The sequence below is a fragment of the Brasilonema sp. UFV-L1 genome, from assembly GCF_012912105.1.
In the GTDB taxonomy this organism is placed as follows: domain Bacteria; phylum Cyanobacteriota; class Cyanobacteriia; order Cyanobacteriales; family Nostocaceae; genus Brasilonema.
The window spans coordinates 1-18,099 of sequence record NZ_QMEA01000076.1 but is presented as its reverse complement, the minus strand read 5'-3'; the positions used below and the strand labels follow the sequence as shown (position 1 = coordinate 18,099).

Genomic DNA, 18,099 nt, shown 5'->3' with positions numbered 1-18,099 from the left:
GCTAGCAAATAATCAGATGTTAGTATACAACTAGACTAAATTATTCCTACTTAGAAATACTGGCACTTCACAATAACTTAAAGTTGTAAAGCTTACTTAATAAACTAGTAAAAGTGAAGAATATTGTACGATGAACCACCAGCAGATCCATTTTTAGCCCAACTCTGTCAAGGATATACTGAGGCGGAAGTTGCCGAAATACAGCAATATATGGCTGAGTAGGATAGTTCTACTTATATCAATGTGGCTCAAAGTATCTTAGACCATGCTACCAGTAAAGAATTTGACCCGTTAAAATATCTACGCAAAGCCCACAATTTTAATAAAAAAAGAGCAGCACTACGGATATTCATCAATCATCTAGGATTGCTGTATTGCATCTGCCATCTTGGAGGAATACAAACCATAGCTAACGCCACACTCATCATTTTAGTACCACCAGTAATGTCAACAGCGATCGCTTGATCTTTGCACTCAGAATGCCGGAAGATATCTTCTCCTAGTTCCCAAAGTGTTTTGTCATCCTAATCTTTGACTACCAAACCTACAGCACCCAAACCCTCTGATTGTCCACTGCTCAAAAGTCTGTGTTCCGTCTTAAACTGGTGTAAACTAATCATCACCATTCCTAATTCACATTCTTCTGCATACTGAATATATCTATAAGGTTTTCTCAAAAAATTTCTAGCATTATGCCTGTCACTAGATATACCCAGAAACTGCGCTTCAATGTCATTGCATCCCAAATAGCGATCGCTCTAGTCTGTCTTTCATCACCTTTACTACTCACTAATCCCATTTCGGCACAACCACTGACTGAAACACAAATTAGTTCTCATATTCAACGCTTAAAGAATCCTCAACAGCGTTCTGCTGCAATAGATTATTTAGTCAGTGTGGGTAAACCTGCTGTCCCCGCCTTAATTACAGCTTTGCAGGAAGATAGCGATGCCCAGGTGCGTGCGAGTGCTGCAATCATTCTTGGTAAAATGGGACCAGCCGCTGCCCAAGCTGCAATCCCCTTAGTACGAGCAATTGATGACAAAGATGCTGCTGTTCGTTCTCATGCAGTCCAAGCGATTGAAAAGATTGGCAAACAAGCTTACGTTCCTCACTATATGGCTGGTTTAGACAGTGAAAAGGAATGGGAAAGATATAGTGCAGCCCATGCGTTACGCGCTATAGGAAAAGATGCTGCACCTGCTGTGCCTACCTTGATAAAAAAGTTACAGGATGAAGATGTTTGGACGCGTGTAAATGCTGGTTCTGTATTAGGTAGTATTGGCAAAGCATCTGTACCTGCGGTACCTGCTTTGGTTGCCCGTTTGCAAGATACAGATGTCACAGTTCGCCACAGTGCAGCGTATGCTTTGGGTGCGATCGCTGTAAGTCTGCAAGAAAATCTGAATCAGGTGTCTACAAAAGAACTGAACACAGTTGTCGCAGACTTGGAAAAAGCCCTGAAAGTGGTGCAAAATCCCTCGCTACAATTCCGTCCCCAAGCAGTTACCTCTGTGAGTGATCCTCTTACCACCTTGAAGAAGGAGAAAATAAACCGGGGAAAGTCAAAAATTAGGGGTGTAAGGGGATAAGGGAATAGGGGTGTAGAGGAAATCAATGAGTGGAAGCTTGAACCCTTTTGGCTCCGCTTTAGAGTGTAGCGAAAAGTACTGGGGACGGGGTTTCCCGCCGCAGGTAACTTTTCAAGAGAGCACATTTTGTTATTTCCTTTTACACCCTTACACCCCTAGTTTTGGTCATTTAAATTCCCAGCCGTTGGTAAACCTGCTCAAGGTGTCGCAGATGCTGCTGTGGATCAAAACACGCTTCAATTTCTGCTGACGACAACTTTTGGGTAACGCGAGAGTCTTTGACAATCAACTCATGAAAATTTCCGTCTGGTTTATTCCAAGCCGTGTGAGCATTTCCTTGTACAATTGCATAAGCTTCTTCACGGCTTATTCCTTTGTCTACCAGTGCTAATAGTACTCTCTGGCTGAATACAACACCACCATAGCAGTACAAATTTTGCTCCATGTTGTCTGGATAAACCAACAGGTTTTTTACCAAGTCGGTTATTTCCTTGAGCATAAAGTGCGTCAAAATGCAAGTATCGGGAAGAATCACTCTTTCTACCGAACTATGGGAAATATCTCTCTCATGCCAGAGTGCGATATTTTCCAAAGCAGCGCCAGCATGAGAACGAACCAGTCTTGCCATTCCTGTCAGTCTTTCTGAACGAATGGGGTTGCGTTTGTGGGGCATTGCTGAGGAACCTTTTTGCCCTTTGGAGAAGAATTCTTCGACTTCTAGAACGTCTGTTCTTTGTAGGTTCCGAATTTCAACGGCGAAGCGTTCTATAGATGCAGCGAGTAAAGCAAATTGCTGCACAAAGTCAGCGTGGCGATCGCGCGATATAACTTGTGTCGATGCAGTATCGGGTTTGAGTCCGAGTTTTTGACAGGCGATCGCCTCTACGCGAGGTTCAATATTGGCATAAGTTCCCACCGCACCAGACATCTTACCAACAGCGATTGTTTCACGCAAAATTTTCAAACGTTCTTGGTGTCGCAAAACTTCTGCTAACCACCCAGCAAGCTTAAAACCAAAGGTAATTGGTTCAGCGTGAATACCGTGGGAACGTCCAATCATCACTGTAGTGCGATGTTCCTTTGCTTTTTGACGAATCACCGAAATCAACTCTTCTAGGCGTTGCATCACCACATCCAGACTTGCAACAAGTTGCAATGCTAAAGCCGTATCCAGCACATCAGAACTCGTTAAACCCAAGTGGATATATCGCCCCACATCACCTACATATTCATTGACATTTGTCAAGAAAGCAATCACATCGTGGCGGACTTCAGCTTCAATTTCCAGCACCCGCTTTGGATCAAAATTCGCCTTTGCCTTAATTTCCTCAACTGCAGCAGTTGGAATATAACCCAACTCAGCTTGAGCTTCACAAACAGCAATTTCTACTTGCAGCCAAGTTTTCAGTTTATATGCTTCTGTCCAGAGATTGCCCATTTCGGGCAAGGTATAACGCTCAATCACAGTCCGCCACAGAATACAACCGTCATATTGTACAAAGAACGTGGCAAGTCATGAAGACTATGTATCATAGTTTAACCAAAAGTTTGCTTTCACTCATAAAGTTGATATATCCCGATTCTGATTTGAATGTGTTAGTAGCGTGCCGTAGGCAGCAAATGCGTGAATTTTTATAATTCCCGATGACTTCTTTTACGCTTCATGCGCTTTGCCTGAGTAAAGCGTCGCATAATTCGATGAATAAAGTTAGAGCCATTACCAGACTGTTTCTTTGTTTGTGTATTCCTATTATTTGGTTTCAATCCTTGCTCAAGACGAGCGTTTTCAGTTATGGGAATAGCATTCTTATCAGGAACAATACGGGAACCGTACTTTCTAGCATAAACTTGGGTAAATTCAGCACCAAAAAAAAGAATCTGGGCAGCATAATTAACCCAAGCTAGGATAACGACTACTGAGCCAGCAGCACCGTAAGCTGAGCCAAAACTACCGTTCCCCAGATACTGTCCTAAAAGATACCTACCAATAGAGAACAGAAGTGAAGTGAGGGCAGCTCCAATTAAAACATCATTCCAAGTGATTTTAACATCTGGCAAGACTTTGAAAATCAGTCCGAATAGCAACGTGGTAATCGTAAAACCAAGAAGGAAGTTAAGAAACTGCCAGATAAAACCGACACCAGGCACCACATTTCTAAAGTAACCAATCAACCCTGCTAACACTGCACTAATCACAAGTGAGACGAGTAATAAAAAACCAATTGCTAGCACCATCGCAAATGAGGTTACGCGTTGGCGAACCATGTTTTTCATCACGCGTCCGGGTTTTGGCTGCACTTCCCAAACTGTATTCAGCGCATCTTGCAATTCGTTAAATAAACCAGTCGCACCAAACATCAGGACTATGACACTGATGATAGAGGCGATAGTCCCGGTTTTCGGCTGGTTGGCACTTTGAATGGCTGTCTGGATAACGCCTGCACCATCAGGACCTACTAAACTTTCAAGTTGCTGCTTAATTGCATCTGTTGCTGCTGCTTCTCCAAGTACTGCACCGGCGATCGCAATCACAATAATCAGCAATGGAGCAATAGAAAAGATTGTGTAATAAGATAGTGCTGCGGCTAACCGTGACGCTTTATCTTTGCTCCATTCATGAAACGTTTCTTGGAACAGCCCCACAATTGCCTTGAAATTCATTAAAGTATCTCCTTTTTGGTGATGTGCTGACCTCCTGAAAAAATAAATACCAGAGATATTATCTTTTTTGCATCCTTCCCAAGGCATTAGTACAGTGCCCTTGAGGGAGAAATCACATTTTTCATGGAAATCAAGTTCTGATGTCCGCACCTGACGAATCAAATCCCAGTTGTGGACTTTGCATCTGTAATATCAAGGTTAAGACTTACGCACCATCTGCCACCAAACCCGGTTTCTTCGTTCCTATTTGGTTGCAAAACAGAGGCTTTTTGGTAGAAACCGGGTTTCTTTTGCGTAAGTTCTAAAGGTATTTGCCCATATCATAAACTCCCTAACTGCATAAAGTCAAAAGATTGCTTCCTATAAAAAAACAGAGAGATCGAAATCTTTGAGATTCCGAAAAAGTTGCAAAGTGCTATGTAGCTCTTAAATAAACTTCTTCGAGAAGTCAGAGTTAGATGTACAAGTAGTAGCTATAAATTCTACTAACCATAATTGCAACAAAAGCGATCGCTCTATTGTCAACTTCAACATTATATTTCAAGGGTAAAACAATGAAAAAGTTCCAATTGTCAGTCAATGCTTTAACTCAGGCATTAGTTGCTTCACTAACTCCAACTCAGAATACTGCAACAACAGCAACAACAACTGAAAATGCTCGACGAGGTGGAGGTGATAGAATCGTTTGTTTTTCAGCAGATGGTAGTAGCAGCCATGAGCCTCCCTGTAAGCCTGGTGAAAGACCTGTTAGAGTCAACTCCAGAGGCGAGAAAGCTGAGTAGAAGTCATATCCTTTGGGTTGATTCTAACTCCCTATAACAAGCCAAAAGTAAAAATTTACTTTTGGCTGGACTGATGTAATTATGCAATTTTCTTTATAAGCGAGAAGTCTTAATATCGTCACAAAAACGGTGAATGTCTTCATTGTTATTGGGATTGGTTTTTAGATAATCTTGTAGTAAAAGACAACCACGTACTAGTAAATCATTTATGTTTAAATTCCACAGGATAAGTGTTTTGTCCTGACTTGCAGAAACAAGTGTCTTGCCATCAGGACTAAAACTGATGCTATTAATAGCACCCTTGTGTCGTCCAGTGATAGTTGATAGTTCCTCACCATCCAAACTCCAAAGTTTGATGATGTTGTCCTCACTAGAAGCTATGGTCTTGCTATCAGGGCTGAAAGATATGCTTGTAACACCACGCAGATGACCAGTAAGCGTTTTGAGTTCTTGACCATCTAAATTCCAGAGTTTGATCATTCCGTCAAGACTAGCAGAAGCAATGGTTTTGCCGTCAGGGCTAAAAGATACACTCGTGATAGCAGCTTCATGACCAGTTAGGGTTGCGAGTTCTTGACCATCTAAATTCCAAAGTTTGATCATTCCGTCAAGACTAGCAGAAGCAATGGTTTTGCCGTCATGACTAAAAGATACACTCGTGAGTGCAGCTTTATGCCCAGCAAAGGTTCTGAGTTCTTGACCATCTAAACTCCAGAGTTTAATCATTCCGTCAAGACTAGCAGAAGCAATGGTTTTGCCGTCAGGGCTAAAAGACACACTCGTGATAGCAGCTTCATGACCAGTTAGGGTTGCGAGTTCTTGACCATCTAAATTCCAAATTTTGATTGTACGGTCCTCACTCCCAGAAGCAATCATTTTACTGTTGGGGCTAAAAGACACACTCGTGACTGCAGCTTTATGCCCAGTTAGGGTACGAAGCAGTTGACCATCCCGATTCCAAATTTTGATTGTCTGATCAAGACTTGCAGAAGCAATAGCTTTACTGTTGGGGCTAAAAGACACACTCGTGACTGCAGCTTTATGCCCAGTTAGAACTGGCGGTTTCTGACCACTTTGATTCCAGATTTTAATAGTATTATCCCTGCTCCCAGAGATAAGAGTTTTGCCGTCGTGGCTGAAACTGATACTGTAAACTATATCGTTATGTGCATGGTAGTTTTGAACAAATGAACCACCATCTGAACTCCACACTTGGATGGTTCCATCCCAACTTGCAGAAGCAATAGTTTTGCCGTCGTGACTAAAAGTCACGCTTGTGACAGGACCTTTATGCAGCGTCTCCAAGGTTTTAACACTTCGATTATTCCGATTCCAAAGTTTAACGTTGTAGTCATCACTACCAGAGACAAGGGTTTTGCCGTCAGGACTAAAACTGAGACTGTTAACAGCATCACCATGTCCAGTTAAAGTATCAAGCAGTTGACCATTTAAATTCCAGAGTTTGATAGTTTTGTCAAGGCTTGCAGAAGCAAGAATTTTACCGTCAGGACTGAAACTGACGCTGTTGACACCACCACTATGCCCAGTGAGAGTCTGAAGCAATTGACCATCTAAATTCCAGAGTTTGATGGTTCCGTCCTGACTACCAGAAGCAAGAATTTTACCGTTAGGACTGAAACTGACACTTCTGACACCATCATTATGTCCTTTTAGGGTGTGAAGCAATTGACCATCTAGATTCCAGAGTTTGATAGTTCCATCCTGACTACCCGAAGCAAGAATTTTACTGTCAGGACTGAAACTGACACTCCTGACAGCGCTACTATCCTCTAAAGTGTGAAGTACCTGACCATCTAAATTCCAAAGTTTAATGGTTTTGTCTTTACTAGCAGAGGCAATGGTTTTACCGTCAGCGCTAAAACTGACACAATAAACATCACCAAGATGCTTAGACAAGCGGTTGCGTTCTTTGACTTGATAAACTGCCTGCCTTAACGTTAATTTTACCTGCATCTCGGTCTCTGGAGGCGCAAGACCTAATTTTTGTAGTTTTTGTCCAGCCTGTATTGCGACTTTGAGCGAATCCAAATCTTTATTCAAGGCAAACAGCGCTGCTGAAGATTCGCTGGTGGCTTTAACTTCGTTTTTTCCTGATTCCAAAGATTTCCACCAAGCTACCCCAGCCAGGATCAAAGCTCCCACTAAGCCACCTGTGAGTCCTAAAATAGTCAGTTGTCGTCTACGCTTGTGCTTTTTAAGCTCATTATCCCGCAATGCTAAAGAAAGCTCAATGAAATGTCTTTCAAAAGAATTCAGTTCATCAAAGCGTTGCTGCTGCCAATATTCTGCATCCAAGAGTGGCTTTCCACGCAACAATGCACCTTCATCGTTACCGCTATTTTCCCATTGACGAATGAGCGATCGCAACTGCTCTTGCCAATAGCGAAATTCACCATCAACTTGTATCCACCCCTCTAAGCGTCCCCAGCTTCTAATCAGCGCCTCATGCACAATTTCCACTGTTTCTTCACCTGATGACTCGTTGCGGTTTGTCACCACAAGACGTGCATCTGCTAAATGCCTTACCAAATCCCAATTTTCTGACTTTACCTCATCACGAGTCGCTAATCTCCTGGTCACCTCAACTCCTTCTCCTAAACGCACCAACTGCATAAACACTTGCTGCGCCCGATTTCTATCTACTTCAGAAAGTTGAGCATACACTGTCTCTGCGTGACTAGCTAAAGCTTCCTCGACTCCGCCAATTTCGTTGTAACTTTGATGAGTCAACCATCCATCTGTCTGTTTTGACCACAGTTGTGTTAAAGCAAACTCCAACAATGGTAAACGTCCTGACTGATCATCCATATCATCAATCAGTTTATTTATCAACTCCTTTTCTAGTCTGATCTGCATTTGTCGCGCTGGATTTTCAATCGCTGCTCGCAACTCCTCACGGTTCATTGGACCAAGATTCAGAACAGCTCCTTGCAATGCATCACTAAAAGGTCGATAAGAAAGAGCATATCCGTAAAAGTCTGCTCGCAGGGTTAAGACTAGAGTAAATGCTGGGGCGAACTGAACTGCATTCAGTAATGCATCTAAAACACCCCGGCGTTCTTCTTCTGAGCAAAGAGTGTAGAGTTCTTCAAATTGGTCTGCAATTAAAACCAGACGAGTTTTGGGGTTTTGCTGGACAAAACTTTCAATAATTTTGTATATAACTTTGTTATCTTGTCGCAGTGCTATTTCTAGTTCTAATTCTATGAGACGACGAGCAGTGAGGTTGGAATTTTGATTTCTTTGATTTATATCTTTATTAATGTTACGTGTGTGGAAGTCAAGAAGAGTTTCGCCAATCCTAGAAGCAAACGCCCCTGCTAACGCTTCAATCGGATTATGACCTGGACGAAATGAGATAATCTGGTAGTCAAGATATGAGTCCTGGCGTAACTGAGGAACCAACCCAGCAAACACGACACTCGACTTACCACTTCCACTCGAACCAACCACCGCAACCAATGGCTTTCTTTTGCTCGCTGTCACCAAGTTTTGTGTGAACTGTTCCCGCCCAAAAAATAGGTGAGCATCTTCTTCGCGGAAAGCAAATAATCCGCGATAAGGACATGGAGGAACTCCACCTAGCTTTAGCCAACTTGGTGGTTCCACAGCTGGATTTTGACAAATCACAGGTAACCAAGAAGCACCCGGAAAATCATCTTCTAAACCTTGTAACTTTCTGCGTGCTTGTTGGACTGCTAAATATAACGATAGTCTTTCAACTGCAAAAGCTGTTAAAAAATAGTTAAAAAACTCCTGTGCGACTAGATTTGGTACTGGCTCCCGCATGACAATCACTGTTGGAATATTTAATTTTTCCAGCGCACTCGCTAATCCCAGGCCATCACAAGAATTGAAAATTGCCAGTTGTAAACCATTGTCAATCGCGGCTTTGAGAGCTTCTTCTAACTGTTCAATGGTTAAGCTGTTATTCTTTTGATTTTCATTAATATAAATTCTGCCCGTTGCACCTTCGGTGTGACTATGACCTGCAAAAAAAAGAATGTCCCAGCCAGGATTTTGCCAAAGATGAGTATTAAATTCTTGACGCGAAGGGTTGACAAGAAAAACAATTTCTGCATCCAATAAGCTATCCAGAAACTTGATTTCTGTGTCTAAATCTATTCCTTGACTATTGCCCAAAACTGCTAAAATTCTAACTTTCTTTCTCAGTAATTTTGAGTGTAAGAATTCTCGGCTTTTATATTCCAGTTGGGAAAGCGCCATTTCTGCTTTTGGATAATCATTGAAAAAATCCCAACGATGCCAAGGAAGTCGGCGTAATAAGTCATCATTGGTTTCAATCATGACCCGAATTTCTTCTGCTGGTTGTAGTTGCGATCGCAGTTGTCGTTCTATGTTAAGAAATTCACCAGATTTGAGCCAATGATTAATATTTTCTTGTACTTTTTGGCACACATCATAAAAACTGACAACAGAAACATTTGTGACGCCATCTTCGTCAATTTCCAGTTCGTCATCTTCTTCCATCAATAAAGAACGCAACTGTTGACGACCACAGATATTTTTATAATTTAACTGCCAATTCTTACATAACTCTACCAAAGATGGTGCTGCGGGTAAGCTACCAACAAATTGCTGTGCAAGAGAGTTTCCTGATGATAAGCGAGCAGTCACATTTGGAAATCCGTTGTTTAAATCACCACTCCCTAGACTAATAACAACTGATTTGCTCATAGAAAAAATTTTCTTTATTATTTGTAGGTATGCTTTTTCTACAAATTCAGTTTATTCTTTTTCGTATCTTTACATTAAAGATAAGATTTATAAATTAATGGAATTAATTTCGGAATGGCAACCTAGACGACTGTAGATGATAATCATTTTTATTCTCAAAAATTTTTGGTGTTCCATATTCTTCGCGTCTTTGCGCCCCTACCCAACGGGTTCAGCTCACCAACGGCAGGCTTTGCGTCAAATAAAGTTCTTCCCATCAATCAGCAACGCCGAATTTTCTCATGAAGAGACACAAATCATATTTAAGGAAATCCCTTATTTTCTGGAGTCTATAACTATATTGTAGTCTTGTTCAATCTCTTGTATGATCTTTTAAGACTTAATTCATTTCGCTTAAAATTTCACGAAAGTAAATCACATTTTATACTTTCACATTTCAGTGTTGTTCACGAGCTTCATGACTTACATTTTGCACCTGCAAAAGAAAATGTCAATGAAATGACTAGGTGTTAAGGGTTGCATTTGTTAGATTTCAAGTAAAATTCAAGAAAAGGATTTCATTTTCTGGTCTAATTTTCACGAATTCGTGATTTGTACGGATGGGTGGAAGGTATGAGGATATTATTGACACATAGAAGAGAAAATTAAGTTTGATTAAGTCATTTTCAGATATTTATTATTCAACACTCCTTTGAGTCAGATACCTAAGACACCCATGAATAGGTTGGTAGTATTAAGCTTAGGTCAAGGAAATCTATACGAAGGTTTTCCTGTTGTCACAGCATATATTGGGGAAGCAGACAATCTTTATCGGATGAAATTTAGTGCTAGCTTACCCCCTGCACCAAAAATACCTGAACTTTACCACAAATGGAAGTCAATTTATTCTGCTTTTTATCATCGTCCATTTTTACGTGTTGGTGTAGAAACAATTGACGATTCGGACGATTCGGACGATACTTTTGAAATAGAAGAGGCTTACATTACTAACATTTCTGAGGTAGAGATTCAGGATTTATGCGAGCAACTCTACAATTGTTTAAACTTATGGCTGAATTCAGCAGAGTTTCGCAAAATTGAGCAGCAATTACGCACACATTTCAAACCATCAGAAGAAATTCGCTTCATTGTTGAAACCAACGACAACTTACTACGACGATTACCTTGGCATTTATGGAGCTTCTTTGATGATTATCCTCTAGCAGAAGTTGCCTTGAGTGCGTCAGAGTATCAACAACCACATAGATTCCCGAAAATTCAAAAAGCGAAAATAAGAATACTAGCAATATTTGGTAACAGTCAAGAAATTGATATTAGTCAGGATAGATTTTTTTTAGAGAAGTTATCTACTGGTGCAGAAATTAAATTTTTAGTAGAGCCAAAGCTGGACGAAGTTAATAATCAACTTTGGCAACATGATTGGGATATTCTTTTTTTTGCTGGTCATAGTTGTTATGGTCAAGAAAAAGGTTCCTTGCAACTTAATCAAAACAATCTAGTCACTCTTGATCAATTAAAGTATGGTCTCAAGCAAGCTATAAGTCGTGGATTACGTTTGGCAATTTTTAACTCTTGTGATGGGCTAGGATTGGCGCAGCAGCTACAGGAATTGCACATACCGCAAGTTATTGTGATGCGTGAATCCGTACCAAACATAGTCGCTCAAGAATTTTTAAAGCATTTTCTGGCTGAATTTTCACAAGGAAAATCTTTGTATATTGCGGTACGTTCTGCACGAGAAAGACTGCAAGGATTAGAGGGAGAATATCCTTGCGCGACTTGGTTACCTGTGATTTGCCAAAATCCAGCTGAACCGCCGATGGTTTGGGATAGATCGTGTGAAACTGAAGGTGTCTATCAGGTTGATTCCTTAGTGACAGTTTCTGAAACAAAACAGCGTTTTCACGACTATAAAAGCCATATTTTTTCCAGGAAAAGAAAGCAAAACCTGTTAGAGAGACATCACTTTGTTATTGCAGCTAAGCATCATCTCTTAACCTTGCTACTGGTTAGTATGCTGGTAGCTACTAGTATTATGGGAGTGCGTTATTTAGGGATATTACAACCTTGGGAACTGCATTCTTATGATTATTTGATGCATCTGCGTTCAGCAAATGAAAAACCAGATCCGCGTCTATTAATCGTCACTATTGATGAGGCGGATATTCAGGATCAAATCCACAAACAAATGAATATGCGTTGGTCATTATCAGACCAAGCACTCAGTCAATTGTTGCAAAAATTAGATCAATATCAACCAGCAACTATTGGTATAGATATTTATCGTGATTTCCCCATTGATCCGAAATATCCAGAATTAGGCGATCGCCTGCAACAGGATAAACGCATATTTGCAGTGTGCAAAGTTTCTGCTCCTGATGATGGCGCACCATTAGGAGTCCCTCCTCCTTCCACAGTCTCAAGAGAACGCATTAGTTTTAGTGATTCTCTGGCTGATGCAGATGGGATTCTTCGTCGCCAACTTCTACAGTTGACTCCTCCTTTAGAATCTCCTTGTGCAGCAGAATATGCTTTGGGCTTTCAACTTGCACAGCACTACCTAAATGCGCAATACATAAAATGGGATATTAATCAAGAAAACAATTTGCAAATAGGAAAAACAGTTTTTCCGCGCTTACAATCTCACACGAGTGGTTACCAAAGAGTCGATGCATCCGGATATCAAATCCTACTCAATTATCGTTCTTTGCCATCTCCTCTTAAGATTGCTCAAAAAATCTCTCTCAAACAAATTCTGAATGACGAGATAATTCCTGAGTTATTATACAAGTCGGTGAAGAATCGCATCGTTCTCATTGGCGTAACTGCTTCGAGTTCTCCTGATGATTGGGAAACTCCATACACTGCTTACGCCCCAGATCAAGAAAAGCAAATCCCAGGTGTTTTTTTACAAGCGCAGATGGTGAGCCATATTCTCAGTGCTGTTTTAGATGGTAGACCTCAGATATGGTGGTGGTCAAGAGGGTTCGAGGCGCTGTGGGTATGGAGTTGGTCATTTTTCGGTGGTATGATATCTTCAGGAATTCCAGAGCCACTTTATATAGGGTTAGCGATTGTCATAGCGTTGTTCACACTTTTTAGCATCTGCTTTGGTATCTTTACTCAAGCGGGGTGGATTCCATTCGTTCCTTCAACATTAGCATTAATATCTTGTGCGGTTGTGTTGAAGATACTAGCGCCTACCCATGTGAGCAACAGCAAAAAACGTTGGAACTCTCGAATATGACTAAAAATAAGTTATTTCAAAGACACTATAGCAGTTCTAAATCATATGCCCTACGGGCACGCTACGCTAACGTGAAAAACAAGATCCCCGAGTTCTTAGAGAAATCGGGGATCTTGTATCTTTCAATTTTCATAAATCAAATAAGATTGCGATATCAACTAGCTTTTACTATCTTTTTACTAAGTCTTGGGCTTGTGAATGACCCAGTAAAAGTGCAAGCAAACCCAAAACAATCATATCAGAGTCAAATCACTCACACACCAAATCTTTTTGCTCAAAAATTTCCTGATAACGGTGCTCCCACTGGGCGTCGCCGAGGAGCAACAAGCCGTCGAGATGGATGTCCAAGTTTAAAAACACCTGTGACTGCTTTAGTACCTGGTCAAGAAAAGAATAATAAATCATTTTTGGGATTAACCGTTTCTGAGTATCCCACATTTTGGGTTTATCTTCCTGAATTACCTACAAACTTGAGTTCTGGTGAGTTTGTGTTGCAGGATGAGCAGGGTAATGATATTTACCGAACTTCTCTAACATTAGCGGCAAAAGTAGGGATTATAGGCGTTAGCTTACCACCAAAATCAGAATATGCTCTCAAGCAAAACTCAAAATATCACTGGTTTTTCCGAGTTTATTGTGGTGAGCCAAAAAACAAACCAGAGTATTTTTTTGTAGACGCATGGCTACAACGGGTAGCCCTGACTCCCCAGCTTCAGCAACAATTGAAGACTGCAAAATCACAGGAGTATAAGGTTTATGGTGCTAATAATATTTGGTACGATGCCATCACAAATTTAGCACAACTCCGTCGTACTCATTCGGACGTTAGCACGTTAGCTAAAGATTGGACGAGCTTGTTTAAAGCTGTTGATTTGGAAGAACTTGCCCAAGCACCCATTTTGCAAGGTTATAATTCACAAAATTGATGCTTGATGTTTTTAGGGTAGAGGAAAGTCGCATACAGTCAACTTCAGCGCAGAGTTTTATGGGGCAAGCTTTTGATGAAAATAGTGCTGAAATTATCATTATCATATTGTTATACAGAATTTTAATTTGTAGCACATGAATGATGATGTGATCTCAATCTTCTCTGGTGCTGGAGGGCTTTCGTTTGGCTTTACCCAAGCTGGACTAAAACCAGTTTTCGGGATAGATATCAATCAAGATGCCTGTCAAACCTATCAGCTTAACCTAAACTCTGATTGTTATCAGTTGGATTTAGGTGATGAAGATCAATCAAAAGTTCGTCACTTGCTGACACCTTACAAAAAACCCTTTGCTGTTATTGGTGGTCCTCCATGTCAAGGATTTAGTACAGCAGGAAGTAGAGATTGGAAAGACCCAAGAAACCGCCTTATCTTTAACTATTTCTCATTGGTTGAATATTTGGAACCACGTTGGTTTTTATTTGAAAATGTAGAGGGACTTCTGACTTCAAACCAAGGACAGAGTATTTATGAGTTAGTTTGCCTCTTCTTAAATTTAGGATATTCAATGCGGCTGGAAAAAATTAACTTTGCTGCTTATGGTTTACCTCAATCACGTAAGCGTGTTGTTTTAATTGGTAATCGTATGGAGATCCCATTTGAGTTTCCACAAGAAACTTACTCTTTTCAAGCAGGAAAACACAACTCACTTTCATTATTTTTGCCTCATGCTCCAACTTTAATTGATGCTATATCAGGATTGCCTGATACTAGTAAAAAAGATGAGGACTTAGCTTATCAACTTTCACCAACTACAGAATACGACGTCATCATGCGTCATAATAATTTTACGGGATTGGTTAGGCATCACTTTAGCTCACCGAGTCCACTTGATCTTGAGCGTTATAAACTACTATCACAAGGTCAGACGATGAAAGATTTACCAGAGGAGTATTGGCATCCAAGTTTTAAAAGACGCGCATTTCGTCGAGTTAAAGATGGAATGCCAACAGAGAAAAGAGGAGGTGCGCCATCTGGTATCAAAAGACTATATCCTAACTTATGCGCTCCAACTATTACGAGTGCTGTCTCTCGTGAGTTTATCCATCCGATTGAAGATAGACCGCTGACATTACGTGAAGGAGCTCGTCTCCAGTCTTTTCCTGATAAGTATAATTTTGTTGGCAATGCCTCTTCAATTGCAACACAAATTGGAAATGCTTTTCCTCCAAATGTTGCAGAAATTTTCGCTAAAAATATTTTGTATTCTGACGGGCTTGTTGGCGGACAGTCTCATGTAAACAAATCTATGCAATCAAAATTAATTGGTTATCGTCTGACTGATGCTAATGGTAAAAGTCCGGCGCTATGCCGTACAGAGGAGTTACTCCAATCATTAGTAACATATTCAATGAAAGAAGTAACAACTTATGCGATCTAATTCCAGAGATAAGCGACTCACACTTGAGATGTCCCAGCTGATTACACGTGCAAGAACAATGGGATTAGCAACTGCTATACCAATTTATTTAGATGATTCTGAGCTCATTCGATTAGTGACTATAATCCTAAACGACTTAAACAAGACGCTTCCTCCAGAAGTTTACCTACTGCCTCAAAAAGTAGGAAATTATTATGATCTGCCACTCGATTGGTTTAAAGAACCTATGCATGAGGCAGACTTTACAAAAATATATTTAAGTTGTACTCAGGTAGTTCAGGATTTTGATACTTATTTCAAATGCTTATGTGAGATCCATAAAAGACGAAGAAAGTATGAGCGGATTCTTTCCGCACAACCACTTCCAACAATGCTACAAATCTCTCCTAGAACATTACTTGAATTTGGGATAATCGCCTCTCCAGCTTTAGCATCTTGGATGGTTTGCAAAAAGTGGTTTTATGATATCGACAATCGTGCTGCTCAGGAAACTGGGTACTTGTTTGAACCAATTCTAGCGAGCGCTTTAGGGGGAGTGTCTTGCTCCGCAAGAAATTCTCCTATTCGTAGAAGAAGCGATCCTAAAAAAGGGCGTCAGGTAGATTGTATTGTAGATAAAACAGCGTATGAATTTAAATTAAGAGTGACTATTGCTGCAAGTGGACAAGGACGCTTTGCACAAGAGCTAGATTTTGCGGAAGATTGCAGAAATTCAGGCTTTAGTCCTGTACTTCTGGTGCTTGATCCAACTCCCAGCGCTCGATTAGAGGAGTTGAGTAAAGAATATGAGCGTGTTGAGGGACAAACTTATATTGGAGATAAAGCTTGGCAACATATTGAAGAGCAAGCTGGTGCGACGATGGGAACGTTTGTTGAGAAATACGTTCGTCGCCCAATTGCTGAAATAGACACATATGCTTCTAATTTATTAAACTTGTCTATTTCTAAATTATCTTCTGAATCAGCTTTTGCTGTGGAATTATCAAATGAACAAGAGAGTTTTTCTTGGCGAATTAACCGCAAGGAAGATCAGACACTAGCTGATGAAACAACTTCTCTAGAAGATGAATACTTTATGGATTGTCCTACTTAGCTGTTAATGTGACAGTTCGAGGTGCAGAATGTGGGTTCAACATTTCATAACCAATTTCCCACTAACACAAAAGGTGCCCAGAAATATGGACTTTTCTGTTGAGCAAAAACAGCTAGTTGAGCACGCCGGAGTGCTTCAGCTTTATTGACTCCTGCTTTCAATTCTTGGTAAAATCGACTCATCAAATCTGCTGTATATTCATCGTCTACTGACCATAATGTTGCTAGTGTACTACGTGCGCCCGCTTGTACAGCTACCCCAGCAAGTCCCAAAGCAGCTCGCTTGTCTCCAAGAGCAGTTTTGCAAGCACTTAGGACAAGTAACTCAATGGTACTCGACCTTTTTGTGTCGCTGACTCGCAGTAAGTTATCAAATTCCTTCACCTTAAGTAGCTTATCCCAGGTGAGAACAAAAGTTTTTTCTGGATCGGAACTGAACTCACCGTGAGTTGCGAGGTGAACAACTGCAAAGGGAGCGAATTGTAACTGGTTTTGCAAATTGTTTTCGGTAAATTTCTGATTTAAAAGTTCTTCAGTCTTGGGTACTTGAGATTGGATTTGTTTGAGTTCACGTGGTACGTTTTCAAGTGGAGGAAACTTGCGGTTTTCAAGAGCACGTTCTGCAGCGACTCCAGCAACTAAGGTGTTTAACTTGATTTTCTGCAATGGTTTGGGTTCAAGTAGTTGTAAGCCAGGAGCAACGGCGATCGCATATTTTTCAACCAAATATTTCTGCTGTTGTTTATCGTAAAGAACGGATATTGGAATATTACGCAATACTCCATCTAGGACAAATACTAAAGTTTTAATCCCACTTTTGTTTAAGTCTGCTGAAGCAGGTTGGATTAACCAATCATATATCTGTTGGGATAGTTGTTTTACCTGAGAAGTTCTGGTGACATCGCGTAAATATTCTCTGAGGTTTTCTACAACACCTTCTACTTTCTCTTCAGCAATGACGGTTTTGTAGTGCCGTAAGTCCTGGTTAGGCAATTTGAGAATGACCTCTAAACGATCTGGTAGAATTATTGGATAGAAAACTGCTGAGCGTGGATCTTTTTTATCAACAACTGGATCAAGTTCCTGCTTTGCAGTTAGGCAAGCTGAGCGAAAAAAGTTGTCTAATTCTGCTATTTGCAGCGATTCCATGACAAAACGAGCTTGCTGTAAATTTTTTGGATTTTCTGGCTTTTGATTTTCCTGGTATTCGATACTCTCGTTCTCTGTTTGCAACAGCAATGCAACTAACTCCCGATACACAGGTTCCACACTTTCGCGGAAGGAAAACTGCATGTCTGGATTGATAGCAACTAAATCACTGCGTAGAGTCTGGAGAGTGTTGAAGGCTTGAGAGTAGTAACTCATTGCACCTTTTTGATCTCCCTGCTGGTTGTGTATACGTCCTAGTTGCCATTGCCATTGATAAACTATATCTGATGCATGAAGACTTTGAGCCATAAACAAAGCTTTCTCAGTCAGCTTTTGAGCTTCAGGAAACTGCTGATTGATTTCGTACAAATTTCCAAGAGTTCCAAAAGCATAAGATTCTGCTCGCTTGTCTTGTAAACTTTGCGCTTGCTGAACCGCGCTGGCTAGTATCTGGGCTGAAGTTCTAAGGAGAGAAGGGGTGGTGGGGTGG

Annotated in this window: 12 protein-coding genes; 6 read left to right on the top strand and 6 right to left on the bottom strand. The window is 40.7% G+C overall.

Annotated elements, in window-relative coordinates:
- Positions 1-356: 356 nt before the first annotated feature.
- The gene (locus DP117_RS36380) at positions 357-446 is read right to left on the bottom strand and encodes a hypothetical protein (protein WP_339381351.1); all 90 of its coding nucleotides are present in this window, start codon (positions 444-446) and stop codon (positions 357-359) included.
- A gap of 78 nt (positions 447-524) precedes the next feature.
- A complete protein-coding gene (locus DP117_RS36375; RefSeq protein ID WP_248277756.1) occupies positions 525-677 on the bottom strand; it encodes a hypothetical protein in 153 nt (50 codons plus the stop codon).
- A 15-nt stretch (positions 678-692) separates the two neighbouring features.
- On the opposite strand from DP117_RS36375, the gene DP117_RS21120 reads away from it, so the two are divergent.
- Positions 693-1,592 carry a HEAT repeat domain-containing protein gene (locus DP117_RS21120; protein ID WP_169220220.1) on the top strand — a complete coding sequence of 300 codons (900 nt, stop codon included), beginning with the start codon at positions 693-695 and terminating at the stop codon, positions 1,590-1,592.
- Positions 1,593-1,761: 169 nt separating this feature from the next.
- On the opposite strand, the gene purB is transcribed toward DP117_RS21120, so the two are convergent.
- Positions 1,762-3,057, bottom strand: a complete 1,296-nt coding sequence (purB, locus tag DP117_RS21115) for an adenylosuccinate lyase (protein ID WP_169220219.1) — start codon at positions 3,055-3,057, stop codon at positions 1,762-1,764.
- A 167-nt stretch (positions 3,058-3,224) separates the two neighbouring features.
- Positions 3,225-4,253, bottom strand: coding sequence for a YihY/virulence factor BrkB family protein (locus DP117_RS21110; RefSeq protein ID WP_169220218.1), 1,029 nt, complete (start codon positions 4,251-4,253; stop codon positions 3,225-3,227).
- Positions 4,254-4,807: 554 nt separating this feature from the next.
- Here DP117_RS21110 and DP117_RS21105 point away from each other — a divergent pair.
- Positions 4,808-5,035 (top strand): hypothetical protein, encoded by a 228-nt coding sequence (locus tag DP117_RS21105; protein ID WP_169220217.1) that lies wholly within the window; start codon positions 4,808-4,810, stop codon positions 5,033-5,035.
- A 93-nt stretch (positions 5,036-5,128) separates the two neighbouring features.
- On the opposite strand, the gene DP117_RS21100 is transcribed toward DP117_RS21105, so the two are convergent.
- Complete coding sequence (locus DP117_RS21100) at positions 5,129-9,754, bottom strand: CHAT domain-containing protein (protein ID WP_169220216.1); 4,626 nt, start codon at positions 9,752-9,754, stop codon at positions 5,129-5,131.
- A gap of 715 nt (positions 9,755-10,469) precedes the next feature.
- Here DP117_RS21100 and DP117_RS21095 point away from each other — a divergent pair.
- The 4 genes from DP117_RS21095 to DP117_RS21080 all read left to right on the top strand — a co-directional run bounded on the left by DP117_RS21095 (position 10,470) and on the right by DP117_RS21080 (position 16,461).
- Positions 10,470-13,001, top strand: a complete 2,532-nt coding sequence (locus DP117_RS21095; protein WP_169220215.1) for a CHASE2 domain-containing protein — start codon at positions 10,470-10,472, stop codon at positions 12,999-13,001.
- A gap of 194 nt (positions 13,002-13,195) precedes the next feature.
- Positions 13,196-13,927, top strand: coding sequence for a DUF928 domain-containing protein (locus tag DP117_RS21090; protein WP_339381349.1), 732 nt, complete (start codon positions 13,196-13,198; stop codon positions 13,925-13,927).
- A 148-nt stretch (positions 13,928-14,075) separates the two neighbouring features.
- The gene (locus DP117_RS21085) at positions 14,076-15,368 is read left to right on the top strand and encodes a DNA cytosine methyltransferase (RefSeq protein ID WP_169220213.1); all 1,293 of its coding nucleotides are present in this window, start codon (positions 14,076-14,078) and stop codon (positions 15,366-15,368) included.
- Positions 15,358-16,461: an ApaLI family restriction endonuclease gene (locus tag DP117_RS21080; protein WP_169220212.1), complete on the top strand. Its 1,104-nt coding sequence runs from the start codon at positions 15,358-15,360 to the stop codon at positions 16,459-16,461. Before DP117_RS21085 ends, DP117_RS21080 begins: the two co-directional genes overlap by 11 nt.
- A gap of 44 nt (positions 16,462-16,505) precedes the next feature.
- On the opposite strand, the gene DP117_RS21075 is transcribed toward DP117_RS21080, so the two are convergent.
- Positions 16,506-18,099 (bottom strand): CHAT domain-containing protein (locus DP117_RS21075; RefSeq protein WP_169220211.1); only part of this gene is annotated, 1,594 nt, incomplete at its 5' end.